Genomic DNA, 24,062 nt, shown 5'->3' on the forward strand with positions numbered 1-24,062 from the left:
CAGGAGGACGGCCCGGACAAAGTAGTCTTGAGCCCATGCCCGAACGCCGCACCGTCGCCCTTGTCACGCTTGGCTGCGCCCGTAACGAGGTGGACTCGGAGGAGCTTGCAGGCCGCTTGGCAGCGGACGGCTGGGAGCTCGTCGAGGAAGCCGCCGACGCGGACGTCGCCGTCGTCAACACCTGCGGCTTCGTCGAAGCCGCCAAGAAGGACTCCGTCGACGCCCTGCTGGAAGCCAACGATCTGAAGGATCACGGCAGAACCCAGGCCGTCGTCGCCGTCGGCTGCATGGCGGAGCGGTACGGCAAGGAGCTCGCGGACTCGCTCCCCGAGGCGGACGGCGTACTCGGATTCGACGACTACGCCGACATCTCCGACCGCCTCCAGACCATCCTCAGCGGCGGCGTCCACGCCTCGCACACGCCTCGCGACCGGCGCAAGCTGCTCCCGCTCAGCCCCGCCGACCGGCAGGGCGCCACCGGTGTGGCCCTGCCCGGCCACGGCGCCGCGACCACTCCTCCCACGGAGACGGTCGTCCCGGCACCCGCCGATCTGCCGCAGGGAATCGCGCCGGCCTCCGGCCCGCGCGCCCCGCTGCGCCGACGGCTCGACAGCAGCCCCGTCGCCTCCGTGAAGCTGGCCTCCGGCTGCGACCGGCGCTGCTCCTTCTGCGCCATCCCCTCCTTCAGAGGCTCCTTCATCTCGCGCCGCCCCTCCGACGTGCTGGGCGAGACCCGCTGGCTCGCCGAGCAGGGCGTGAAGGAGGTCATGCTCGTCTCCGAGAACAACACCTCCTACGGCAAGGACCTCGGCGACATCCGCCTTCTGGAGACGCTCCTGCCCGAACTCGCCGCGGTCGACGGCATCGAGCGGGTACGGGTCAGCTACCTCCAGCCCGCCGAGATGCGCCCCGGGCTCATCGACGTCCTGACGTCGACGCCGGGCGTCGCCCCGTACTTCGACCTGTCCTTCCAGCACTCCGCGCCCGCCGTGCTGCGCGCGATGCGGCGCTTCGGTGACACCGACCGCTTCCTGGGCCTGCTGGAGACCATCCGAGGCAAGGCCCCGCAGGCCGGTGTGCGCTCCAACTTCATCGTGGGCTTCCCCGGCGAGACGGAGGCCGACTTCGCCGAGCTGGAACGCTTCCTCACCGGTGCGCGGCTCGACGCCGTCGGTGTGTTCGGCTACTCGGACGAGGACGGCACCGAGGCGGCGACGTACGACCACAAGCTGGACGAGGACGTCGTGGCCGAGCGGCTGGATCACCTCTCGCGGCTCGCGGACGAGCTGACGTCGCAGCGCGCCGAGGAGCGCCTGGGGGAGACCCTGACGGTCCTCGTGGAGTCGCTCGGGTCCCCGGACGACCCCGAGGAGGGCGCCGTGGGCAGGGCCGCCCACCAGGCGCCCGAGACCGACGGCCAGGTGATCTTCACATCGCGCGAGGGTCTCGTTCCCGGTCGTATGGTCGAGGCGAAGGTGGTCGGCACCGACGGCGTGGACCTGGTGGCGGAGTACCGCGGTCTCACCGGGGACGAGCCGCGGAGCCCGGGTGAGGAGGCAGCCAGATGACCGGAGTCCCGGCATCGGCCGAGGGCGGCCAGGGTAGGCCGGCGCCCGGCGGCAAGCTGGGGGCTGCGGCCGTCAATCAGGCCAGCGTCTGGAACATCGCCAACATCCTCACCATGATGCGGCTGGTGCTCGTACCGGCCTTCGTGATGCTGCTGCTCCAGGACGGCGGGTACGACCCGGCCTGGCGCGCCTGGGCCTGGGCCGCGTTCGCCGTGGCCATGATCACCGATGTCTTCGACGGGCACCTGGCCCGTACGTACAACCTGGTCACCGACTTCGGGAAGATCGCCGACCCGATCGCCGACAAGGCGATCATGGCGGCGGGGCTGATCAGCCTCTCCGCACTCGGAGACCTTCCGTGGTGGGTGACCGGGGTCATTCTCTTCCGTGAGCTCGGGATCACGCTGATGCGGTTCTGGGTGATCCGGCACGGGGTCATTCCGGCCAGTCGCGGCGGCAAGATGAAGACGCTGGCGCAGGGCACGGCGGTCGGCATGTACGTACTGGCGCTGACCGGCCCGCTCGCGACGCTGCGGTTCTGGGTGATGGGCGTCGCGGTGCTGCTGACCGTGCTGACCGGACTCGACTACGTCCGCCAGGCGATCGTGCTGCGACGGCGGGGGCTGGCGGCCGAGCGGGACGGCGCGGAGCGGACCACGTGACGTCGCGGACACCGGCGGCGTCCGCCGGGAAGCATGCGGCCGCCGGAGACGTTCCCCTGAGGGACGTGGCCGCCCGGGTGCTCGACGCGCTCGCGCTCCGGGAGAGCACGCTCGCCGTGGCGGAGTCGCTCACCGGCGGTCTGGTGGCGGCGGAGCTGACCTCCGTCCCCGGGGCCTCGCGCTCGTTCCGCGGGTCGCTCACGGCGTACGCGACGGACGTCAAGCGCGATGTGCTCGGCGTCGACGGAACACTTCTGGCCGAGCGTGGCGCGGTGGATCCCGAGGTCGCACGGCGGATGGCCGTCGGCGTACGGGGTGTGCTGGCCGCCGACTGGGGCGTCTCGACCACGGGCGTCGCCGGTCCGGACCCGCAGGACGGACAGCCGGTGGGCACCGTCTATGTGGCCGTGAGCGGTCCGCACGGCGCCGAGAAAGTGGTCGCACTGCGGTTGAACGGTGACCGGGCGGAAATCCGTAGAGAGAGTGTACGGAGCGTGCTGGAACTGCTTTCCGGCGAACTGACCGGGAACGGGCGGACACAGGATACGGAACGGAACGGGGGGACTTGATGTTTGCAGCCCTGAGTGAACACGACATCGCTCCCCGCACGGCCGCAGCGGGAGGCGGTACGGTGGGGCGAGAAGGATGCGGCTACGCGGTCCGAGGAGGGAGCCACCGATGATCCTGCTCCGTCGCCTGCTTGGTGACGTGCTGCGTCGGCAGCGCCAGCGCCAGGGCCGTACTCTGCGCGAAGTCTCCTCGTCCGCCCGAGTCTCGCTCGGCTATCTCTCCGAGGTGGAGCGGGGGCAGAAGGAGGCGTCTTCCGAACTGCTCTCCGCCATTTGCGACGCGCTTGACGTACGGATGTCCGAGCTCATGCGCGAAGTGAGCGACGAACTGTCGCTGGCCGAACTGGCCGCGTCCGCAGCGGCGAGCGAGCCGGTGCCCGCGGCGGTACGCCCGATGCTCAATTCCGTCTCCGTGACGTCGGTGGCAGTACCGACGGAGCGGGTGACCATCAAGGCGCCGACAGAAGCGGTGAACGTCGTCGCCGCCTGATACGAACGGTGTGACCGAGGCTGAGCCCCGGACGGCCCCAGTGGCCGGCCGGGGCTTCTGCTGTGCCCGTCCCCGGTGACGGCCCGCCCGGCGCCCCGTTTCCCCGTCTGGGCGTACCGATCTCCCGATATGAGCCTTTTGGGGTCTTGTGCGAAGGTGGGCATACGTGCGAACAGAACTGGAAGGACGCCCCATGTCTGTCGTCAAGAGCTCACTGCCCGACTCGGATCTGAAGCTGGTCGGCGAGGCGCTCCAGGGCGCGCTCGTCGATCTGCTCGATCTCTCGCTGGTGGCCAAGCAGGTGCACTGGAACATCGTGGGACCGCGCTTCCGGTCCGTACACCTCCAGCTCGACGAGGTCGTCTCCACGGCCCGGAGCCACTCGGACACCGTGGCCGAACGCGCCGCGGCGATCGGTGTGACCCCGGACGGCCGCGCGGCGACGGTGGCGGCCCAGAGCGCGATCGGCACCGTCCCCGAGGGCTGGATCCAGGACACGGACGCCGTACGGACCCTGGTGGACGCCCTCGGCGCGGTGATCGTCCGGATGCGGGAGCGGATCAGGGTGACCGACCAGCCCGACCCCGTCACCCAGGACATCCTGATCGGGCTCACGGCCGATCTCGAGAAGCACCACTGGATGTTCCAGGCGGAGAGTCCCTGAGCGCGTGAGCCGGGTGCGGGTCCGGATGCGGGCGCGGCGGGTGCCGCGGGCGGTGTACGTCGGGGTGCGCCCCGGCGCCGGTCCGATATGCGCCGTGCACGCCTCCTGCGCGCCCTTTCGCCGGATACGCGGGCCGGTCTAGCGTCGGTCTGAGGAGGCGGCCATGGCACGGCGACGGATCCTGATACCGGCTCTCGCGTTCGGCGGGCTCTGGTGGTGGGCCGTACTGCGGCTCGCACTCGCGCCGGAGCACGCCGGGGTCGTCGAGGGGGCGGTGGCGGCGGGCGGCTGGGGGCTGAGCCTGCTGCCGGTGCACGCGGCGGCCCGACCGTCGGCGCGGCCGGGGAAGGGCACCGTCGTGGCGGCAGATTCCGAGGGGGACGGGGTGGTGGCGGAGTGGCCGGGCACGCCCGGGGGCGGGGACGCCCCGGACGGCTCTCAGGGGACCGGGCCCAGCTGGCACCGCGGGCACCAGTAGACGGGGCGGTCGTCGTCCTCCGTCTTGCTGACGGGGGTGCCGCAGCGGCGACAGGGAAGGCCGCCGCGGCCGTACACGTACAGGTGACGGCGCGAGCGCTCCCGGTTGGCCTCCAGGAGCTTCTTCGCGGCCGTCACCAGCCGCTCGGGCGACGGCAAATCCCCGATGGGCAGCCAGGAGGTGGTGCGGGCGAGGAAACACGTCTCGCACCGGAAGACGTTGCCGATGCCCGCGAGATTGCGCTGGTCCAGCAGCGCTTCCCCGACGGTGCGGGCGGGGTCGGCGAGCAGATTGCGCAGGGCGGTCTCCGGATCCCAGTCGGGGCCGAGGAGGTCCGGGCCCAGATGGCCCACCACGCGCTCCTCGTCCGACGTCCGCAGGAGTTCCAGCACGGGGAGCCGGTAGCCGACGGCCGTGCGCCGGGCGTTGCCGAGGATCGCGCGGATCTGATGGCCGGGGCCGCCGCGCCAGCGCTCGTCGGCGCCGTACACCCGCCAGGCCCCGTCCATCCGCAGATGTGAGTGGAGGGTGAGGCCGCCCTCGATCCGGGTCAGGAGGTGCTTGCCGCGCGGAGTGACGTCGAGGACCGTCCGGCCGGTGAGGTCGGAGGTCGCGAACCGGGGGACGCGGAGGTCGGACCGGGTCAGCAGCCGCCCGGCGAGGGCGGTGTGCAGGCGCCGGGCGGTCTGCAGGACGGTGTCACCTTCGGGCATGAGTCCATCATGCGCGAGACGGGCGCCGTGACGAGCGGCGTACGGGGTGTGGCGTGCGCGGATGTACGGCGACCGGCCCCGTCGCCGCGAGGGCGGGGCCGGCTCAGGCCCGAAGCCGCAGGCCCCTCGGGGTGGCGTGGAAGCCCGCCGACTCCAGGACGCGGCCCACGGGGGACGTCAGCGCCGGTTCCCCGTTCACCCGCTCCACGGTGACCGTACCGAGCGCGCCGGCCCGGGCGGCCGCCGCCAGGGCCTCGGCGGCCGAACGCAGCGCCGCGTCGTCGTCGGCGTCCGCGCGCTCCGGGTCGGACGGGGCGCCGGGACCGCCCGGCCAGGCGAGGAGGGTCTTGCCGCCCCGCTCCATGTACAGCGTCAGGGCGCCGTCGACGAGGACCACCAGGGAGCCCGCCTTGCGGCCCGGTTTGTGGCCGGCGCCCGAGGGCGGATCCGGCCAGGGCAGCGCCGCCCCGTACGCGTTGGCCGGGTCGGCGGCGGCCAGCACCACCGCGCGCGGCGAGGGGTCGGACGCGGCGCGGTCCCGGGCCGTGGAGGCCGCGCGGAGCCGGTCGACCGCCCCGTCCATCGCGAACTGGGCCGCGCCCAGGCCCTCGACGACATAGCCGCGGCGTGCCTGACCGCTGTCCTCGAAGGCCGACAGCACCCGGTACACGGCCGAGAAGCCACCCTCGACGCCCTCGGCGGCGACGGCGCCCCGGGTCACCACTCCGTGGCGGTCCAGGAGCGTACGGGCCAGGGCGTGGGCGCGGCGTGTGGGGTCGGGGTCCGGGGCCGGGAGCAGCGACCAGCGTCCGCTGACGGTCGGCGGTCCCGTGCGGGAGGCGGGCCGGGCCGCGGCGGTGAGGGTGCCGTAACGCCCGCGCGGGACGGCCCGTCTGGCACGGTGGGCCGTCGCGCCCGCCGTGCGCCCGGAGCCGAGCAGCGCGCGCAGCGGCGCCAGGGTGTCGTTGGTCAGCCGCCCCGACCAGGCCAGGTCCCAGACCGCGTCAGCCAGTTGGGGATCGGTGACATCGGGGTGGGTGGTGGCCCGCACCTGTTCGCTGATCTGACGGAAGAACAGGCCGTAGCCGCCGGACAGGGCGGTGAGGACCGACTCGTGCAGCGCCGTCGTCTCAAGAGGGTGCGGCGGCGGGAGCAGCAGTGGTGCGGAGTCCGCCGGACAGAGGGAGATCCAGCCGTCCTTGCCGGGGAGCGCCCCGGCCCCGGCCCACAGGACCTCGCCCGTGGTGGTCAGCTCGTCCAGCAGCGTCGGGGTGTAGCCCGTCACCCGCGAGGGGAGCACCAGCTTCTCCAGGGCGGACGCCGGGACGGACGCACCCTGCAACTGCTCGATCGCGCGGGCGAGGCCGTCGATGCCGCGCAGACCGTGACCGCCCAAGTGCTGCCACTGCGGCAGGAACGTGGCGAGCGCGGCGGGCGGCACCGGCTCCAGTTCGTGCCGCAGTGCGGCCAGTGACCTGCGGCGCAGTCGGCGCAGCACCGAGGCGTCGCACCACTCCTGGCCGATCCCCGACGGATGGAACTCGCCCTGGACGACGCGGCCCCCGGCGGCGAGGCGTTGGAGCGCGCCCTCGGTGACGGCGGGGCCGAGCCCGAAGCGCTCGGCGGCCCCGGAGGAGGTGAACGGGCCGTGCGTCCGGGCATGGCGCGCCAGGAGATCGCCCAGGGGGTCCTTGACCGGCTCGGTGAACGCCTCGGGGACGCCGACAGGCAGGGCGGTGCCGAGCGCGTCGCGCAGCCGCCCCGCGTCCTCGATCGCCGCCCAGTACTCGGCGCCGCCGATGCGGACCCGGATGGCTCGGCGGGCCGCGGCGAGATCGGCGGGCCACGCCGGCTCGGAGCCCCGCTCCGCCAACTCGGCGTCGGTGAGCGGCCCGAGGACCCGCAGCAGGTCGGCGACGCCCTCCGCGTCCTTGATACGCCGGTCGTCGGTGAGCCACTGGAGCTCACGCTCCAGCTCCTCCAGGACATCGGCGTCGAGCAGTTCGCGCAGCTCCGCCTGGCCGAGGAGCTCGGCCAGCAGCCGCGAGTCCAGGGAGAGCGCGGCGGCACGGCGCTCGGCGAGCGGGGAGTCGCCCTCGTAGAGAAACTGCGCGACGTACCCGAAGAGAAGCGAGCGGGCGAACGGGGACGGCTCAGTGGTGGTGACCTCGACCAGCCGGACCCGGCGGGATTCGATGTCACCCATCAGCTCGGTGAGACCGGGCACGTCGAAGACGTCCTGAAGACACTCCCTGACGGCTTCCAGGACGATGGGGAACGAGCCGAACTCGCTCGCCACCTGGAGCAGTTGGGAAGCCCGCTGACGCTGCTGCCAGAGCGGGGTGCGCTTCCCCGGACTGCGGCGCGGCAACAGCAGGGCGCGCGCCGCGCACTCACGGAAGCGGGCGGCGAACAGCGCGGAGCCCCCCACCTGATCGGTGACGATCCGGCCGACCTCGCCCCCCTCGAAGGCGACATCACCGGCGCCGACCGGCGCCTGCTCGCTGTCGTACGCCGGATCGGGCGCCATCGGGTCCTGGTCGAGGAGATCCAGGCTCAGCAGATCGGCGTCGGGCAGCCGGAGCACGATGCCGTCGTCGGCGTGCATGACCTGGGCGTCCATCCCGTACCGCTCGGACAGCCGCGCGCCGAGGGCCAGCGCCCACGGCGCGTGCACCTGGGCTCCGAACGGGGAGTGGATGACGACCCGCCAGTCGCCGAGGTCGTCCCGGAACCGCTCCACGAGGATCGTCCGGTCGTCCGGAACGTGGCCGCAGGCACGGCGCTGCTCGTCCAGATACGCCAGGACGTTGTCCGCCGCCCAGGCGTCCAGGCCGGCGGCCACCAGCCGCAGCCGGCCGTCCTCCGGGGACAGCGCGCCGACCTCACGCAGGAACGCGCCCACCGCACGGCCCAGTTCGAGCGGACGGCCCAACTGGTCGCCCTTCCAGAAAGGCAGCCGGCCCGGCACCCCGGGGGCGGGGGAGACCAGCACCTGGTCGCGCGTGATGTCCTCGATCCGCCACGAGGTCGTACCCAGCGTGAAGACGTCGCCGACCCGCGACTCGTACACCATCTCCTCGTCCAGTTCGCCCACCCGGCCGCCGCCGCGCCCCTTGCCGGCACCGGAAGCGGTGCCGGAGGAGCCCGCGAGGAACACCCCGAAGAGGCCGCGGTCGGGGATGGTGCCGCCCGAGGTGACGGCGAGGCGTTGCGCACCGGGCCGGCCCGTGACCGTGCCCGTCACCCGGTCCCACACCACACGGGGCCGCAGCTCCGCGAACGCGTCCGACGGATAGCGGCCCGCGAGCATGTCGAGGACGCCGGTGAACGCCGACTCGGGGAGTGAGGCGAAGGGCGCGGCGCGGCGGGCCAGGGCGAGCAGGTCGTCCGCCTGCCAGGTGTCGAGCGCGACCGTCGCGACGAGCTGCTGGGCCAGCACGTCCAGCGGGTTGGCGGGGACCCGCAGCGCCTCGATGGAGCCGGTGCGCATCCGCTCGGTGACGACGGCGGCCTGCACCAGGTCGCCCCGGTACTTGGGAAAGACGACGCCCGTCGAGACCGCCCCCACCTGGTGGCCCGCGCGGCCCACGCGCTGGAGACCGGACGCCACCGACGGGGGCGACTCGACCTGGACGACGAGATCCACCGCGCCCATGTCGATGCCCAGCTCCAGGCTGGACGTCGCCACGACGGCCGGCAGACGGCCCGCCTTGAGGTCCTCCTCGACCCGGGCGCGCTGCTCCTTGGAGACCGAGCCGTGGTGCGCGCGGGCCAGCAGGGGTGGTGCTCCCTTGGCGGCGCCCGCCTCGGCCATGATCTCCGCCGGGGAGTGGGCCTCCGGCATGGCCTCGCCCGTGGCCCGTTCGTACGCGATCTCGTTGAGCCTGTTGCACAGCCGCTCGGCGAGACGGCGGGAGTTGGCGAAGACGATCGTGGAACGGTGCGCCTGGACGAGATCGGCGATCCGCTCCTCCACGTGCGGCCAGATCGACGGCCTGTCCCCGCCGTCCGTGCCGCCGCCCCCGCTGTCGGCCGCCGGGGAGCCGCCCAGCTCGCCCAGATCCGCCACGGGGACGACCACGGACAGATCGAACTCCTTCCCGGAAGGAGGCTGCACGATCTCGACTCTGCGCTGCGGGGACAGATAGCGGGCGACCTCGTCCACCGGACGCACCGTGGCCGACAGCCCGATACGGCGCGCCGGGCGCGGCAGCAGCTCGTCGAGCCGTTCCAGGGAGAACGCGAGATGGGCGCCGCGCTTCGTCCCCGCGACGGCGTGGACCTCGTCCAGGATCACCGTCTCCACACCCGCCAGCGCGTCGCGCGCCGAGGAGGTCAGCATCAGGAAGAGCGACTCCGGCGTCGTGATCAGGATGTCCGGGGGCTTGGTGGCCATCGAGCGGCGCTCGGCGGCGGGGGTGTCCCCGGAACGGATGCCGACCCGGATCTCCGGCTCGGGCAGCCCGAGCCGGACGGTCTCCTGCCGGATGCCCGTGAGCGGGCTGCGCAGATTGCGCTCCACGTCCACCGCGAGGGCCTTGAGCGGGGACACGTACAGCACCCGGCAGCGCTTGCGGGCCTCGGCCGGCGGTGGCACGGACGCGAGCCCGTCCAGGGCGGCGAGGAAGGCGGCCAGGGTCTTGCCGGAGCCGGTCGGGGCGACGACCAGCACGTCCGAGCCCTCGCCGATGGCGCGCCAGGCACCCTCCTGCGCGGCGGTGGGCGCGGAGAAGGCCCCGGAGAACCAGCCACGGGTCGCGGGGGAGAACGAGTCGAGTGCGGTGCCGGCCATTCCCCCATCGTGCACCCGCCCACTGACAATCGCCCGGACCCGCAGGGACGTCCGGGCGGAAACCCGGAGGTGGGGAGCGGCGCGGCCGGTGCAGACTGGGGGCATGGCGGCTCGGGAGCAGGCACGGCACTGGCGCTACCCGGAGCTGCCCGGTGTCGACCTCCTGCGGGCGAGGTACATCGACAAGACCTTCGTCAGGCACACCCACGAGACGTTCGTGATCGCCGCGGTCACCGACGGCGTGGACGTGTTCCACCACGGCGGCAGCGACCAGTACGCGGGACCCGGCTGCGTCGCCCTGGTGAACCCCGACACCCCGCACACCGGTCACGCGCAGGGCCCCGAGGGCTGGCGGTACGGAGCCGTCTACCCCTCGCCCGGTCTCGTCGCGGAGATCGCCGCCGAGACGACACACATCCGCGGCACCCCCGGCTTCGCCGCCCCGGTCGTCGAGGACCCGTACACCGTCCGCGTCGTCCACCAGGTGCTGCGCGCGGCCGACGAGGGGAACGCCCTCGCCGCCGACACACTGCTGAGGGTCGCCGTCACCCGCCTGCTGCATCTGAACGGGGGCACACTGCCGCGCCGTACGGTGCGGGGCGCCGGCGCCAGGACGGCGGCACGCGCGCGTGCCGTGCTGGAGGGGAGGATGGCCGACCCGCCGTCGCTGGAGCGGCTCGCCGCCGAACTGGGCACCAGCCCCTTCGCCCTGCTGCGCGCCTTCCGGGACACCTACGACATGCCGCCGCACACCTGGCTCACCGACGCGCGGGTGCGCCGGGCCCGGCACCTGCTCGACGGGGGAACGGCCCCCGCCGAGGTGGCCGCCCTCGTCGGATTCACCGACCAGCCGCACCTCAACCGGCACTTCAGCCGGATCGTGGGGGTGCCGCCGGGCGCGTACCGCAGGGAGCGGGCGCCGTACGGTGCCCGGACGGGCGTGACCGGGACCGCGTGAACCGAGCGGGCGGGGCCCGTGATCAGAGCGGGCGGCGCCCGTGATCCTGCCGGGCCGACCGCGCAAGAACGTACAAGACGGCCCCCGAACCCGCCCCGTAGCGTCAGCGACGTGGCAGAACAGACAGCATCCGCAGACATACCCGACACGGCGGGGACATCCGGCCGCTCGGCACCGGAGCCCCTGACCGGGGCGGGGACGGCGGCACACGGAACGGCGGACGGGGCGGTGACCGGGGCCGCCGCCGGAACAGGCCTCGCATCAGGGAAGGGCTCCGGGCACGGCGCGGAGCCGGGCGTCCCGGACGGCGCCGGGCCGGCGGACCTGGCCGGCGCGGGGAGCGGTGCGGCCGCCCGTACGGCGCCCGGAGCCGGGCCCGAAGTCCGGGTGAGCGGTGAGCCGGAGGCGAAGCCGGACTCGGCCGTCATCCGCGACGCCCTGGGCGTCGGCGTCGCCGTCGGCCTCTCCGGCTTCGCCTTCGGCGTGACGTCCGCCGGGGCGGGCCTCACCCTCCTACAGAGCTGCGCTCTCAGCCTGCTCGTCTTCACCGGCGCCTCGCAGTTCGCACTCGTCGGCGCGCTGGCGGCGGGCGGCAACCCTCTGACCGCCGCGGCCGGTGCCTTCTTCCTCGGCGTACGGAACACCTTCTACGGCCTGCGCCTGTCCCAACTCCTGGCCCTGCCGCGCTCCGTACGCCCTCTCGCCGCCCAGTGGGTCATCGACGAGACGACGGCCGTCGCGCTCGCTCAGCCCACACGGCGCGCCGTGCGCATCGGCTTCACCGTCACCGGGCTCACCCTCTACGTGCTGTGGAACCTCACCACGCTGCTCGGCGCGCTCGGAGCCGAGGCCATCGGCGACACCGACGCCTGGGGCCTCGACGCGGCGGGGCCCGCCGTCTTCCTGGCGCTGCTCGCCCCCATGCTGCGGACCACGACGGAGCGCGCGGTCGCCGGGGGCGCCGTCGTCCTCGGGCTCGGCTTTCTGCCGGTGCTGCCCGCCGGGGTGCCGGTCCTCGCCGCCGCGCTCGCCGCACCGGCCGTCCTCTGGTTCGAGGGCCGCGGGAACACCGACACGAAGGGAACGGGCCGATGAGTGTCTGGATCGCCATCGGACTGACCGCGGTCGGCTGCTACCTGGTCAAACTGCTCGGGCTGCTCGTACCGGCCGGGGCGCTGGAACGCCCCCTCGTGCAGCGACTGGCGGCGCTGCTGCCCGTCGCGCTGCTCGCCGCACTCACGGCGCAGCAGGCGTTCAGCGGCGCCGGCGGCGCGCTGGTCGTCGACGCCAGGGCGGCCGGGCTCGCCGCGGCGGCGCTCGCGCTGGTGCTGCGCGCCCCGTTCCTGGTCGTCATCGCCGCCGCCGTCGCGGTGACCGCCGGGGTGCGCGCCCTCGGCGGCTGACCCCGGGCGGCGCGTCGTACCCGTCTCCCCGCCCCGTCGCCCCCGGCGGCCGTCCACCCGCCGGGGGACGCGAACAGCCCCGCACGGAGCCGTTTGCGTCCGTTCGCGTCCCGCCGGGCGAACGGCTCCGGCCGCACTCCCGGGAGCGGGATACTGACGTCATGCGGTTGACGATTTTCTGGGAACGGATGGCGGACCACTTCGGCCCCGCGTACGCGGACTCCTTCGCGCGCGACCATGTGATGGCGGAGCTCGGCGGCCGTACGGTGCACGAGGCCCTCGCCGCCGGATGGGAGGCCAAGGACGTCTGGAGGGCGGTCTGCGCCGCCATGGGCGTGCCCGCCGACAAACGGTGACGTAAACGTACGCGACACTTGCTCCGTGGCACTGACCGACGAAACAGCCCAGGAACCCCAGCCGTCCGCCCCGCCGCCGCCTCCCGCGGCGGGGAACCGCGACGGGGCGGCCCGCATGCCCCGCTGGCTGCCGCGTGCCATGGTGCTCGCACTGACCCTCATCGCCTGTTTCCAACTGGGCAGTTGGGCGTTCCACCAGCTCCTCGGGCTGCTGATAAACATCCTGATCGCGTTCTTCCTCGCCCTGGCGGTAGAGCCGGCCGTCAGCAGGATGGCGACCCTCGGTATACGGCGCGGACTGGCGACGTTCCTGGTCTTCTTCGCCGTCCTGGTCGCGAGCGTCGGGTTCGTGGTGCTGCTGGGCTCGATGCTCGCGGGCCAGATCATCGAGATCGTCGACGAGTTCCCCAGGTACCTCGACTCGCTCATCAACTGGATCAACCTGAGCTTCCGTACCGAGCTGTCACGGGTGGCCGTCCAGGACAGCCTGCTCCACTCCGACTGGCTCCAGAAATACGTCCAGAACAGCGCCAGCGGCGTGCTCGACGTCTCCACCACCGTGCTCGGCGGCCTCTTCCGGCTCCTGACGATCTTCCTGTTCTCGTTCTACTTCGCCGCCGACGGACCTCGGCTGCGCCGCACCGTGTGCTCCGTCCTGCCCCCGGCCAAGCAGGTCGAGGTACTGCGCGCCTGGGAGATCGCGGTCGACAAGACCGGCGGCTACATCTACTCGCGCGGACTGATGGCGCTCATCTCCGGCGCCGCGCACTACATCCTGCTGGAGATCCTCGGAGTCCCCTACGCGCCGGTGCTCGCCGTGTGGGTGGGTCTCGTCTCGCAGTTCCTGCCGACCATCGGCACCTACCTGGCCGGCGCCCTGCCGATGCTGATCGCCTTCACCGTCGACCCCTGGTACGCGCTGTGGGTGCTCGGTTTCGTGGTGATCTACCAGCAGTTCGAGAACTACGTACTCCAGCCCAAGCTCACCGCCAGGACGGTCGACATCCATCCCGCCGTGGCCTTCGGCTCGGTCGTCGCCGGTACGGCGCTGCTCGGCGCCGTCGGCGCGCTGATCGCCATCCCCGCCGTGGCGACACTTCAGGCCTTTCTCGGGGCGTATGTGAAGCGCTACGACGTGACGGACGATCCGCGTGTCCTCGGTCACCGGCGCCGGGGCAGCGGGCGCACGCTGGCGCGGATGCGCCGGACGCTGCGCCGGAGCAGCGCGCGCCTGCGCCCGCGACCCCGGCCGTCGCGCCCGGAGAGCGACGCCCGGTAGCCGTAGTCGGAGAGCGACGCGTAGTCGGAGAGCGACGCCCGGCGGGGCCCCGAACGGGCCCCGAGAGGCCGGGTGTCAGCCGCGCAGATAGGCGAGCACCGCCAGCACGCGGCGGTTCGTCGCGTCCGTCAGGGAGAGGTCCGGCTCCGTGAGGATGCTGCCGAAGTGCTTGCTGACCGTTCCCTCACTGACGTGCAACGCCGCGGCGACGGCGGCGTTGGACCGGCCCTCCGCCGTCAGCTCCGGCACCTCCCGCTCGCGGCGTCAGCCTCGACAGCGGGTCGCGGCGGTGCCGGAGCAACTGCCGTACGACCTCTGGTCGCGGCCGGGGCGCTGGTCGTCGGGGCGGTGGGCGCCCTCCTCGGCGCCGTCGTGGCTGGCCTCAACCTCCTCGGCGTACGGGGCGCCCTCGCGCTGCTCCCCGTCCGGTCGCCCCTGGTCGTGCCCTGGGGGAGCACCTGCGGCCCCGTCGCCCCGGCCGGCGGTGCTGGCCGCTGTCGTCCCCGCGCCGCCAACGCTGCGCACGAGTCCGGTCGCGCCGGCGGGGACACGCGAGTAGCCGCGCCCGCCGCGACGGGGCCGGCCACGGGCGCCGGCCACGGCCCCGGCTTGGTGTCCGCTCGGCGACACGCCCGCGAGATCGCTTGACACCAAAATCGAACAAGCATTCTGATGGGGGTCCGGCCGGTTGTCCGGGGCACCGGAGGCCGGAGTTTTCCACAGGCGGGAGGACGTCGAGGCCCATTGTCAGTGGCAGGGGATAGCGTCTTCGATGTGAAGCGATCGACACAAGCAAATCGGGTGGAACCCATGGCAGGATCCGACCGCGAGAAGGCGCTGGACGCCGCTCTCGCCCAAATTGAACGGCAATTCGGCAAGGGCGCGGTGATGCGCCTCGGCGAGCGGCCGAACGAGCCCATCGAGGTCATCCCCACCGGGTCGACCGCACTCGATGTCGCGCTCGGAGTCGGCGGCATCCCGCGCGGCCGTGTGGTGGAGGTGTACGGACCGGAGTCCTCCGGCAAGACGACGCTGACGCTGCACGCGGTGGCGAACGCCCAGAAGGCGGGCGGCACGGTGGCCTTCGTGGACGCCGAGCACGCGCTCGACCCGGAGTACGCGAAGAAGCTCGGCGTCGACATCGACAGCCTGCTGCTCTCCCAGCCCGACAACGGCGAGCAGGCCCTGGAGATCGTGGACATGCTGGTCCGCTCCGGTGCGCTCGACCTCATCGTCATCGACTCCGTCGCGGCCCTGGTGCCGCGAGCGGAGATCGAGGGCGAGATGGGCGACTCGCACGTGGGTCTTCAGGCGCGGCTGATGAGCCAGGCGCTCCGGAAGATCACCAGTGCGCTCAACCAGTCCAAGACCACGGCCATCTTCATCAACCAGCTCCGCGAGAAGATCGGCGTGATGTTCGGCTCGCCGGAGACCACGACCGGTGGTCGGGCGCTGAAGTTCTACGCCTCGGTGCGGCTCGACATCCGCCGTATCGAGACGCTGAAGGACGGTACCGAGGCCGTCGGCAACCGCACCCGCGTCAAGGTCGTCAAGAACAAGGTCTCGCCGCCCTTCAAGCAGGCCGAGTTCGACATCCTCTACGGCCAGGGGATCAGCCGCGAGGGCGGTCTGATCGACATGGGGGTGGAGGAGGGCTTCGTCCGCAAGGCCGGAGCCTGGTACACGTACGAGGGCGACCAGCTCGGCCAGGGCAAGGAGAACGCCCGCAACTTCCTCAAGGACAACCCCGATCTCGCCGACGAGATCGAGAAGAAGATCCTGACGAAGCTGGGGGTCGGTGCCCAGCCCGAGGCGCTCGCGGCCGAGACCGGAGCGGACGCGGCGGGTGCCGCCGCGGGCGCCCCGGCCGACGCGGCGAAGACAGTGCCGGCTCCCGCCACCAAGGCCAAGTCGGCCAAGGCGGCGGCGGCAAAGAGCTAGTTCGGCGCCGTGCCTTACGCGAACAGGCGGCGAACTGAGCGGCAGGGCGGCAGCCCCGACTCGTCGAGGGCCGAGAAGGAGCTGCCGCCCCAGGACCCGGCGGAGCGGGCGCGGGCGATCTGTCTGCGCCTGCTCACCGGGACCCCGCGCACCCGGAAACAGCTGGCGGACGCGTTGGAGAAGCGCGACATCCCCGAGGATGTCGCGGCGGAGGTCCTCTCCCGCTTCGAGGATGTGGGACTGATCAACGACGCGGCGTTCGCCGACGCCTGGGTGGAGTCCCGGCACCACGGCCGGGGCCTGGCCCGGCGCGCTCTGGTACGTGAACTGCGCACCAAGGGGGTGGACTCCGACCTGATCGACGAGGCGGTGGGGCAGCTCGACTCCGAACAGGAGGAGGCGACCGCGCGGGAGCTGGTCGCCCGTAAGCTCCGCTCCACCCGTGGCATGGAGCGCGACAGACGGGTGCGCAGGCTCGCGGGCATGCTGGCCCGCAAGGGATATCCGCAGGGTGTGGCCCTGCGGGTGGTCAAGCAGGCACTGGAGGCGGAGGGCGAGTCCACGGAGGGACTGGACGAGGGTTTCCACTGAGGAGGACGTCTCCTGGGCGCCGATGAGCCGGCACCCGACGGGCGGCCGAAGCAGCGGCACGACGAACGAGTCCCGGCCCGCGCGGGGGGCCGGCCGGGGATCGGACTCGTGACCGCCGACCGGTTCAGCGCGAGACCGGCAGTCCTTCGGCCTTCCATGCCTGGAAGCCGCCGACGAGATCCGTCGCGCGGTGCAGTCCCAACTGCCGCAGTGAGACCGCCGCGAGACTCGACGCGTAGCCCTCGTTGCAGATCACCACGACGCGCAGATCGTGGCTCGTGGCCTCCGCCGCCCGATGGCTGCCCAGCGGGTCGAGGCGCCACTCCAGCTCGTTGCGCTCGACGACCAGCGCGCCGGGTATCAGTCCGTCACGGTCCCGCAGCTCCGCGTACCGGATGTCGACCAGCAGAGCCCCGTCCGACGCGGCGGCGAAGGCATCCCGCGGTTCGATCCGGTCGAGCCCCGCACGGACCCGCTCCAGCAGTTCGTCGATACCCACAGGCGCCACGGGTGTCGCGGATGCCTCCGGCGCCCTGTGCGCTTTGGGCCCCGGCCGGCCGGTCGGCCCGCCGCTCACTGCCACTCCTGCGGACGCTCGACCTGCTCCAGGCGGAGCACCGCGCCGGTGCGGCTGTAGCGGCGCATCAGCGGCAGCGGCGGGTAGTAGGCGTGCACCGACACGGCGTGCTCCGTGTCCGACTCGTTGCGCACCTCGTGCACGTGGTGGCTGCCGAAGGCCCTGGCGTCGCCCTTCGTCAACTTCCGCTCCCTGTCCACCCCTTCGGCCAGTTCCAGGGTCTTCCACCCCTCGGTGGGCAGCCTGGCCGCCAGCGAGTCCTCCTGGAGCGCGCCGGCGGCCGTGGCGAAGGCGCCGTACGAGCCGCCGTGGTCGTGCCAGCCGGTCCCTGTGCCGGGCGGCCAGCTGATGATCCACGCCTCACTGCCGGCGGGGCCGTCGAGACGGATCCACGTACGGCCCTCGGGATCGAGAGGAAGCGTCGAGACGAGCTCGGCGTCGGCCGCCGTACGCCGGACGAAGTCGAGCAACTCGGTCTGCGTCGGCACGCCGGACACCACCGGGGCCGCACCGCCGGCCGAGGAGCCGGGTGGCACGGCATGAGAGCCAACAGCCTTGGAAACAAGGGCAGTTGGCGCCGAAGCGGAAGCTGCGGGGGTGTCGAGAGAAGCAGACATGAAGACCGTCCTGGAAGTTCGCGGGAGGCGCCGTCATGTACCGACACGACGAGCGCGGGGAGAGAGGAGGGGCGAATTCAGCAGGACGGACGACACACACAGCCCGCATAGCGGACCAGGTCCATATGGACCCTCCGCCACAGGCGCACATCGGTGTCAGTCACGATCCGGAGTACACCATGTGATCCCGACGACGGTCAATTGATGTTCGCTGTCCGGTCCCGGCCACCGGGGCGGTCCGTTGCGGCGGGGGCCTCGGGGGCGCCGCCACGTGCGGCGTCGGCCGCCGCGTACAGCTCGTCGGGCCGTACCCCGCCGAAGGCGGCGACCAGGTGCCCGTCGGGCCGCACGAGCAGCACCGAGTGCGCCGACGCCCCCGGGTAGCTCTCCGTGACCAGCAGTTCGGCCGGTGCCGGCAGGGCGGCGACGGCTTCGGCGAGCCGTGGCATCACACCCGCGGTCAGCCAGTGCCGCCGGTCCCACACGCCCGTCCCCGGCGCCACCAGCACCACCAGCACCCTGCCCCTGCCGAGCCGGTCCCGCAGCCGCACCGTCATGCCGTCGGGCGCCGTCACGAGCACGTCGTCGACGGGTGCCCCCGTCCGGGTGTCGACCGTCGCGTGCGCCTCGGTGTACGCGGGCGCGAGAGGGGAGTGCGGGTACGCGGGGGGCGCGCCCATCGGCCCCTGCCCCAGATGCCCGTCGGCGAGGAGCGCGTCATGGCCGCGGGCGGTACCGGGAAGGTACGTACGCAGCCCCCCGCCGCCGCGAAGTATCGTCAGCGACTGGTCGGCCGCGCGCAGCCGCGCGGCGACGGCGGTACGGCGCTCCGCCTGATAGCTGTCGAGCAGCGTCTCCGAGGCCCCGTGGTGCCAGGCGTGCGCCAGCTTCCAGCCCAGGTTGTCGGCGTCCCGCAGCCCCTCGTCGAGTCCCTGGGTGCCCAGGGCGCCCAGCAGGTGCGCGGCGTCCCCGGCGAGGAAGGCCCGCCCGACGCGCCAGCGCCGCGCGAGCCGGTGGTGCAGCGTGTACACGCCGGTGTCGAGCAGGTCGTACGGCGGTGTGTCCCCGCACCAGCCGGTCAGGGTGTCCCGGACCCGCGCCACCAGCGCCTCCGGTGTGACCAGCTCGCCCCGGGCGGGCAGCAGCCAGTCCAGCCGCCACACACCGTCCGTGAGCGGCCTCGCGGACACCTCCTGGCCCCCGCCCCGCCACGGCGGTTGACGGTGCAGCACGGCCTCACCGGGCCAGGGCAGTTCGACACGGAGCGCGGCGACGGCGTGCCGCTCCACCGCCGTACGGCCCGGGAACCGGACACCCAGGAGCTTGCGGACGGTGGACCTGGCGCCGTCGCAGCCCACCACATGACTTCCGCGCCACCACGTCGCGCCGGGGCCGCGCGTGTGCACCGTGACACCCCGGGCGTCCTGCTCCAGCGAGTCGAGCCGGCTGCCCGTCATCAGCTGGACGAGCTCGTGGCGTTCGGCCGCCTCCCGCAGACCGCGCGTGAGGGCGTGCTGCGGGAGGTGTAACGGCGACGGGAGGACCGGGCCGCCGTGTTCCGCGCCGTCACCGTCCGCACCACCGGCCCCCACCGCGTCACCCGACCCGGAGGCATCACCGAGCCGGAGCTGCCGCATCTGCTGCTTGCGCCGCAACTGTCGCCAGCCGACCCACCGTGCCCCTTCGTCACGGAGCGTGGAGCAGCCCAGCCGTCCCATCAGAGCGGCGGTGTCGGGCCGCAGAACCGCCGTACGGGCCGGCCGCGGATCGTCCTTGCCCGCCCCCTCGTCCAGCACGACGGCGGGAACGCCCTGAGTGGCGAGACAGAGGGAGAGCGCGAGCCCCACGGGGCCCGCGCCGACGACGATCACCGGGTCCACGGCGCGATCCCTCCGGCCCGTACGGTCATGCGGCGATTGGCGGTTGGAACCCGCAGAGCGATCACAGAACGTATGCAACCTACTGCGGGTGCCCCCGTCAAGTGACGGGGGCAGCGACGCCGCGCGCCGCTGCCCCCGTCGGGTCGGTGGGTCCCGTTCCCGGGACCGTCCCGGTCAGCCGCCCCCGCCGCCCGCGTCGTCGCCCGCGCGGTCCGTCTTGCTCATCGGGCCGAGCCCCGCCGGCGTGCCCGTGGCACCCAGATCGTCCATGGTCGCGCCGGTCAGGACGGCCCCGGTGCTCCGCTTGGCACGGCGCAGCCGCTTCTCCAGCCATGACGCGAACGTCGTCAGCAGCAGATTCAGCAGGATGAAGATGACCGCGACGACGATGAAACTCGGGATGACGTTGCCGTAGTTCGCGGCCAGCGTCTTCCGGGCGCTCAGCAGCTCGGTGAAGCTGAGCAGCGCGCCGCCGAGCGCCGTGTCCTTCACGATGACCACGAGCTGGCTCACCAGCGCCGGCAGCATCGCCGTGACCGACTGCGGCAGCAGGATCGCGCGCATCGTCTGGCCCTTGCGCAGACCGATCGCCTTGGCGGCCTCCGTCTGCCCCTTGGGCAGCGACAGGATGCCCGCGCGGACGACCTCGGCCAGCACGGACGCGTTGTACAGCACGAGGCCCGTGACGACCGCGTACAGCGGACGCATGTCCGTGCTGATGTCGGTGTACTCCGCGTACAGCTGGTTCGCGAACACCATCAGGATCAGCACGGGGATGGCGCGGAAGAACTCGACGACCACACCGGCCGGAACCCTCACCCACCGGTGGTCGGAGAGGCGCGCGATACCGAAGAGGGCACCGAGCGGCAGCGCGATCACCAGCGCGAGCCCCGCGGCCTTGAGGGTGTTGACGAGACCCGGCAGCAGATACGTCGTCCACGCCTGGGACTCGGTGAAGGGGCTCCACTTCGCCCACTCCAGCTGCCCCTTGTCCGACATGGCGGAGTAGACCCACCACACGCCCAGGACCAGCACGATCAGGAACAGCACCGAGTAGACGATGTTGCGCCGCTTGGCGCCGGGACCCGGCGCGTCGTACAGAACGGAAGTCATCGCTTCACCGCCACTCGCTTGCCGATCCAGCCGAGGATGAGGCCGGTCGGCAGTGTCAGGACCACGAACCCGAAGGCGAAGATCGCCGAGATGAGGATGAGCTGCGACTCGTTCTCGATCATCTCCTTCATCAGGAGGGCCGCCTCCGCCACACCGATGGCCGCGGCCACCGTCGTGTTCTTCGTCAGGGCGATCAGCACGTTCGTGAGCGGACCGATGACGGAGCGGAACGCCTGCGGAAGCACGATGAGGGACAGGACCTGGGTGAAGTTCAGCCCGATGGCCCGCGCCGCCTCCGCCTGCCCGACGGGCACCGTGTTGATACCGGACCGGATGGCCTCACAGACGAACGCGGCCGTATAGGCGGTCAGTCCGAGAACGGCCAGCCGGAAACTCAGCGCGTCGAAGTCGTCCGCCGCGCCGAGCGTGATGCCGAAGACGTCGGCGAGACCGAGGGAGGCGAAGACGATGATCACGGTGAGGGGAATGTTCCGTACCACGTTCACGTAGACCGTGGCGAAACCGCGCATCAGCGGAACCGGGCTCACCCGCATCGCCGCAAGTATGGTGCCCAGGACGAGGGAGCCGATTCCGGAGAACACGGCGAGTTTCACCGTTACCCAGAACGCCCCTAGCAGGTCGTAACCTTCAAGAAAGTCGAACACGATCTCCCGCGCTCTCGCGTTTGTTGATGGCGTGGCGCGCCACCCTCACGGGCGGCGCGCCACATCTGCGCCGAATGCGCCGTACGAAAACGACGGCCCGCTGATTCAGCTGACGATGTTGCCGATCTTCGGGGCGGGCTCGTTCTTGTAGTCGGCCGGACCGAAGTTGTCCGCCACGGCCTTCTCCCAGGCGCCGTCCGAAACCATCTTCTCCAGGGCGGCGTTGATGTCGTCGACGAGCTTCGTGTCGCCCTTCTTGACGCCGATGCCGTAGTTCTCGTTGCTCAGGCTCAGACCGGCGAGCTTGAACTTGCCCTTGTTCTGGTCCTGCGAGGCGTAACCGGCGAGGATCGAGTCGTCCGTGGTCAGCGCGTCGACGGCGCCGCTGGCGAGTCCGTCGATGCACTCCGAGTACGTGGCGTTCTGCTTGAGCTGGGCCTTCGGCGCGAAGTCGTTCTTCACGTTCTGCGCGGACGTGGAGCCCGTCACGGAACAGAGCTTCTTGCCGTTCAGGTCCGCGCCCTTGGTGATGTTGTCGTCGGCGCGGATCAGCAGGTCCTGGTGGGCGAGCAGGTACGGGCCGGCGAAGTCGACCTTCTGCTTGCGCTCGTCGTTGATCGAGTAGGAGGCCGCGATGAACTTCACGTCGCCGCGCTCGAGCGCGGTCTCACGGTCGGCGCTCGGGGTCTCCTTCCACTCGATGTCCTTCGCCTCGTAGCCGAGCTCCTTCGCGACGTACGTCGCGACGTCCACGTCGAAGCCCGAGAAGGAGCCGTCGGGGGTCTTCAGACCGATACCGGGCTGGTCGAACTTGATACCGACGGTGATCTTCTTGCCACCGCCGTCGCCCTCGCCCGAGGAGTCGCTGTCGCCGGAACCACACGCGGTCGCGGTCAGGGAAAGGGCCAGCACCGAGGCGGCAACAGCGCTTGCTTTACGGAGATTCATGGTCAACATCCTTCGTTGTCTCGAAAGTTACGGGCAGCTCAGTGGTGCAGGATCTTCGACAGGAAGTCCTTGGCGCGGTCGCTGCGAGGATTGGTGAAGAACTGCTCCGGCGTCGCCTCTTCGACGATCTGGCCGTCCGCCATGAAGACGACCCGATTCGCGGCGGACCGCGCGAAGCCCATCTCGTGGGTCACCACGACCATGGTCATACCGTCACGTGCGAGCTGCTGCATGACTTCGAGCACCTCGTTGATCATCTCCGGGTCGAGCGCCGAGGTCGGCTCGTCGAAGAGCATCACCTTGGGCTCCATGGCCAGCGCGCGGGCGATCGCCACGCGCTGCTGCTGGCCACCGGAGAGCTGCGCAGGGTACTTGTCCGCCTGGTTGGCCACACCGACGCGGTCCAGCAGGGTCCGTGCGAACTCGTCCGCGGCCCGCTTGTCCTTCTTGCGGACCTTGATCTGTCCCAGAGTGACGTTCTCCAGGACCGTCTTGTGCGCGAAGAGGTTGAAGGACTGGAAGACCATGCCGACGTCGGCGCGCAGCCGGGCGAGCTCCTTGCCCTCGGCCGGCAGCGGCTTCCCGTCGAGCGAAATGCTGCCGGAGTCGATCGGCTCCAGACGGTTGATGGCGCGGCACAGTGTGGACTTGCCGGACCCCGAGGGCCCGATCACGACGACGACCTCGCCACGGGCGATGGTCAGATCGATGTCCTGGAGCACATGCAGCGCGCCGAAGTGCTTGTTGACGTTGCTCAGCACGACCAGGTCGCCCGACGCCGGCCTGGCGTCCTCGGTGTCCTTGGTCACTGAAACTCCGCTCATCGGCTTCTTGCTCCGTCCTCCTCGGTTGGGAGGACCTTAGTCACGCACTGCGACCAGCGTCATTACATCTGAGGGGAAATTGAGCATAACGATCCGGCCGCAACCGGACACTCCGTGTGAAGAGGGCAGCTTCGGCGTACCGGGTGGGTAACGGAAACCGTCCCTTAACGGGAAGTGACTTGACTGCCACGGCAGCGATGGGCGTGGATGCCCTGGTACGTACTGTGACCGCCGCACCACGGAGGAGGGCCATGAGGCTGCTGCTCGTCGAGGACGACGACCATGTCGCCGCGGCCCTCGCCGCGGTACTGGCCAGACACGGATTCGACGTCACCCACGCGCGCAACGGTGAAGAGGCGCTCCAGGCCCTGCTCCCGGTGACCGACGGGACGAAGTCTCCCTACGGAGTCGTCCTCCTCGACCTCGGCCTGCCCGACCAGGACGGCTACGCGGTCTGCGGCAAGATCCGCAAGCTCTGCTCGACACCGGTGATCATGGTGACGGCGCGTGCCGACGTGCGCTCCCGTATCCACGGGCTCAACCTCGGCGCGGACGACTACGTGACCAAGCCGTACGACACCGGTGAACTGCTCGCCCGTATCCATGCCGTGAGCCGCCGCAGCGTCGGCGGCGAGGAGTCCGGACAGGGCGGCGGCGACTCCCTGCGGCTGGGACCCGTCACCATCGAACTGTCCACCCGCCGCGTCACCGTCGACGACGCCCCGATCCAGCTGACCCGCAAGGAGTTCGACCTCCTCGCCCTCCTCGCGCAGCGCCCGGGAGTCGTCTTCCGCCGGGAGCAGATCATCAGCGAGGTCTGGCGCACCAGTTGGGAGGGCACCGGGCGCACGCTCGAAGTGCATGTGGCGTCCCTGCGCTCCAAGCTCCGGATGCCGGCGCTCATCGAGACCGTGCGCGGCGTCGGCTACCGCCTCGTCGCCCCCACCGCCCACCAAGGACCGTAGTACCCG

General features: G+C 71.8%; 25 protein-coding genes and 1 pseudogene. 14 read left to right on the forward strand and 12 right to left on the reverse strand.

All coding sequences use genetic code 11. From position 1 onward, the window contains the following. The first annotated feature begins 35 nt into the window (after nucleotides 1-35). The 6 genes from rimO to ACZ61E_RS20535 all read left to right on the forward strand — a co-directional run bounded on the left by rimO (nucleotide 36) and on the right by ACZ61E_RS20535 (nucleotide 4,431). Complete coding sequence (gene rimO / locus ACZ61E_RS20510; protein WP_469701266.1) at nucleotides 36-1,568, forward strand: 30S ribosomal protein S12 methylthiotransferase RimO; 1,533 nt, start codon at nucleotides 36-38, stop codon at nucleotides 1,566-1,568. Continuing rightward, nucleotides 1,565-2,230 carry a CDP-diacylglycerol--glycerol-3-phosphate 3-phosphatidyltransferase gene (pgsA, locus tag ACZ61E_RS20515; protein WP_469701267.1) on the forward strand — a complete coding sequence of 222 codons (666 nt, stop codon included), beginning with the start codon at nucleotides 1,565-1,567 and terminating at the stop codon, nucleotides 2,228-2,230. The genes rimO and pgsA overlap by 4 nt, the downstream gene beginning before the upstream one ends. Nucleotides 2,231-2,286: 56 nt before the next feature. After that, nucleotides 2,287-2,799 (forward strand): CinA family protein, encoded by a 513-nt coding sequence (locus ACZ61E_RS20520; protein ID WP_469701327.1) that lies wholly within the window; start codon nucleotides 2,287-2,289, stop codon nucleotides 2,797-2,799. 109 nt (nucleotides 2,800-2,908) lie between these two features. After that, nucleotides 2,909-3,289: a helix-turn-helix domain-containing protein gene (locus ACZ61E_RS20525; protein WP_389829175.1), complete on the forward strand. Its 381-nt coding sequence runs from the start codon at nucleotides 2,909-2,911 to the stop codon at nucleotides 3,287-3,289. Between the two features lie 193 nt (nucleotides 3,290-3,482). After that, nucleotides 3,483-3,953, forward strand: coding sequence for a Dps family protein (locus ACZ61E_RS20530; RefSeq protein ID WP_469701268.1), 471 nt, complete (start codon nucleotides 3,483-3,485; stop codon nucleotides 3,951-3,953). 163 nt (nucleotides 3,954-4,116) lie between these two features. Further along, complete coding sequence (locus ACZ61E_RS20535; RefSeq protein ID WP_469701269.1) at nucleotides 4,117-4,431, forward strand: hypothetical protein; 315 nt, start codon at nucleotides 4,117-4,119, stop codon at nucleotides 4,429-4,431. Here the strand turns inward: ACZ61E_RS20535 and ACZ61E_RS20540 are convergent. Then, entirely contained in the window at nucleotides 4,392-5,144 is a 753-nt protein-coding gene (locus ACZ61E_RS20540) for a DNA-formamidopyrimidine glycosylase family protein (RefSeq protein ID WP_469701270.1), read from the reverse strand. The genes ACZ61E_RS20535 and ACZ61E_RS20540 overlap by 40 nt on opposite strands. Nucleotides 5,145-5,247: 103 nt before the next feature. Next, complete coding sequence (locus ACZ61E_RS20545) at nucleotides 5,248-9,939, reverse strand: ATP-dependent helicase (protein WP_469701271.1); 4,692 nt, start codon at nucleotides 9,937-9,939, stop codon at nucleotides 5,248-5,250. A gap of 103 nt (nucleotides 9,940-10,042) precedes the next feature. On the opposite strand from ACZ61E_RS20545, the gene ACZ61E_RS20550 reads away from it, so the two are divergent. From ACZ61E_RS20550 to ACZ61E_RS20570, 5 genes are all read left to right on the forward strand, one after another. Further along, nucleotides 10,043-10,897, forward strand: a complete 855-nt coding sequence (locus ACZ61E_RS20550; protein ID WP_469701272.1) for an AraC family transcriptional regulator — start codon at nucleotides 10,043-10,045, stop codon at nucleotides 10,895-10,897. Between the two features lie 387 nt (nucleotides 10,898-11,284). Next, nucleotides 11,285-11,992 carry an AzlC family ABC transporter permease gene (locus ACZ61E_RS20555; protein ID WP_469701328.1) on the forward strand — a complete coding sequence of 236 codons (708 nt, stop codon included), beginning with the start codon at nucleotides 11,285-11,287 and terminating at the stop codon, nucleotides 11,990-11,992. Continuing rightward, a complete protein-coding gene (locus ACZ61E_RS20560; protein WP_469701273.1) occupies nucleotides 11,989-12,300 on the forward strand; it encodes an AzlD domain-containing protein in 312 nt (103 codons plus the stop codon). Before ACZ61E_RS20555 ends, ACZ61E_RS20560 begins: the two co-directional genes overlap by 4 nt. A 161-nt stretch (nucleotides 12,301-12,461) precedes the next feature. Beyond that, nucleotides 12,462-12,656, forward strand: a complete 195-nt coding sequence (locus tag ACZ61E_RS20565) for a DUF3046 domain-containing protein (protein WP_147878199.1) — start codon at nucleotides 12,462-12,464, stop codon at nucleotides 12,654-12,656. A gap of 115 nt (nucleotides 12,657-12,771) precedes the next feature. After that, nucleotides 12,772-13,935 (forward strand): AI-2E family transporter, encoded by a 1,164-nt coding sequence (locus tag ACZ61E_RS20570; RefSeq protein ID WP_469701329.1) that lies wholly within the window; start codon nucleotides 12,772-12,774, stop codon nucleotides 13,933-13,935. A gap of 75 nt (nucleotides 13,936-14,010) precedes the next feature. Here the strand turns inward: ACZ61E_RS20570 and ACZ61E_RS20575 are convergent. Both ACZ61E_RS20575 and ACZ61E_RS20580 read right to left on the reverse strand, forming a co-directional pair. After that, nucleotides 14,011-14,254, reverse strand: a pseudogene (locus tag ACZ61E_RS20575) (helix-turn-helix domain-containing protein); the annotation flags it as partial. Then, nucleotides 14,200-14,535 carry a hypothetical protein gene (locus tag ACZ61E_RS20580; RefSeq protein ID WP_469701274.1) on the reverse strand — a complete coding sequence of 112 codons (336 nt, stop codon included), beginning with the start codon at nucleotides 14,533-14,535 and terminating at the stop codon, nucleotides 14,200-14,202. The pseudogene ACZ61E_RS20575 and the gene ACZ61E_RS20580, both read right to left, overlap by 55 nt. Before the next feature lie 210 nt (nucleotides 14,536-14,745). Between ACZ61E_RS20580 and recA the strand changes: the two genes are divergently transcribed. Beyond that, nucleotides 14,746-15,876: a recombinase RecA gene (gene recA / locus ACZ61E_RS20585; protein ID WP_469701275.1), complete on the forward strand. Its 1,131-nt coding sequence runs from the start codon at nucleotides 14,746-14,748 to the stop codon at nucleotides 15,874-15,876. 9 nt (nucleotides 15,877-15,885) lie between these two features. Further along, nucleotides 15,886-16,467 carry a recombination regulator RecX gene (gene recX, locus ACZ61E_RS20590; RefSeq protein WP_469701276.1) on the forward strand — a complete coding sequence of 194 codons (582 nt, stop codon included), beginning with the start codon at nucleotides 15,886-15,888 and terminating at the stop codon, nucleotides 16,465-16,467. A gap of 124 nt (nucleotides 16,468-16,591) precedes the next feature. Here the strand turns inward: recX and ACZ61E_RS20595 are convergent, their stop codons facing one another. From ACZ61E_RS20595 to ACZ61E_RS20630, 8 genes are all read right to left on the reverse strand, one after another. Beyond that, entirely contained in the window at nucleotides 16,592-17,044 is a 453-nt protein-coding gene (locus ACZ61E_RS20595) for a rhodanese-like domain-containing protein (RefSeq protein ID WP_469701277.1), read from the reverse strand. Next, a complete protein-coding gene (locus ACZ61E_RS20600) occupies nucleotides 17,041-17,661 on the reverse strand; it encodes a cupin domain-containing protein (protein WP_469701278.1) in 621 nt (206 codons plus the stop codon). The genes ACZ61E_RS20595 and ACZ61E_RS20600 overlap by 4 nt, the downstream gene beginning before the upstream one ends. 77 nt (nucleotides 17,662-17,738) lie before the next feature. Then, on the reverse strand, nucleotides 17,739-17,825 hold the full coding sequence (locus tag ACZ61E_RS20605; protein ID WP_311605579.1) for a putative leader peptide: 87 nt from the start codon (nucleotides 17,823-17,825) through the stop codon (nucleotides 17,739-17,741). Between the two features lie 33 nt (nucleotides 17,826-17,858). Continuing rightward, nucleotides 17,859-19,541: an FAD-dependent monooxygenase gene (locus ACZ61E_RS20610; RefSeq protein WP_469701279.1), complete on the reverse strand. Its 1,683-nt coding sequence runs from the start codon at nucleotides 19,539-19,541 to the stop codon at nucleotides 17,859-17,861. Nucleotides 19,542-19,715: 174 nt separating this feature from the next. After that, a complete protein-coding gene (locus ACZ61E_RS20615) occupies nucleotides 19,716-20,654 on the reverse strand; it encodes an amino acid ABC transporter permease (protein WP_469701280.1) in 939 nt (312 codons plus the stop codon). Beyond that, nucleotides 20,651-21,319 (reverse strand): amino acid ABC transporter permease, encoded by a 669-nt coding sequence (locus ACZ61E_RS20620; protein WP_469701281.1) that lies wholly within the window; start codon nucleotides 21,317-21,319, stop codon nucleotides 20,651-20,653. Before ACZ61E_RS20620 ends, ACZ61E_RS20615 begins: the two co-directional genes overlap by 4 nt. A gap of 105 nt (nucleotides 21,320-21,424) precedes the next feature. Then, the gene (locus tag ACZ61E_RS20625) at nucleotides 21,425-22,267 is read right to left on the reverse strand and encodes a glutamate ABC transporter substrate-binding protein (RefSeq protein WP_469701282.1); all 843 of its coding nucleotides are present in this window, start codon (nucleotides 22,265-22,267) and stop codon (nucleotides 21,425-21,427) included. A gap of 38 nt (nucleotides 22,268-22,305) precedes the next feature. Continuing rightward, nucleotides 22,306-23,091, reverse strand: coding sequence for an amino acid ABC transporter ATP-binding protein (locus tag ACZ61E_RS20630; protein WP_078074730.1), 786 nt, complete (start codon nucleotides 23,089-23,091; stop codon nucleotides 22,306-22,308). A gap of 251 nt (nucleotides 23,092-23,342) precedes the next feature. Between ACZ61E_RS20630 and ACZ61E_RS20635 the strand changes: the two genes are divergently transcribed. Continuing rightward, nucleotides 23,343-24,056 (forward strand): response regulator transcription factor, encoded by a 714-nt coding sequence (locus ACZ61E_RS20635; protein WP_469701283.1) that lies wholly within the window; start codon nucleotides 23,343-23,345, stop codon nucleotides 24,054-24,056. Nucleotides 24,057-24,062 lie beyond the last annotated feature (6 nt).

This window comes from Streptomyces sp. NPDC104581 (genome assembly GCF_055583685.1).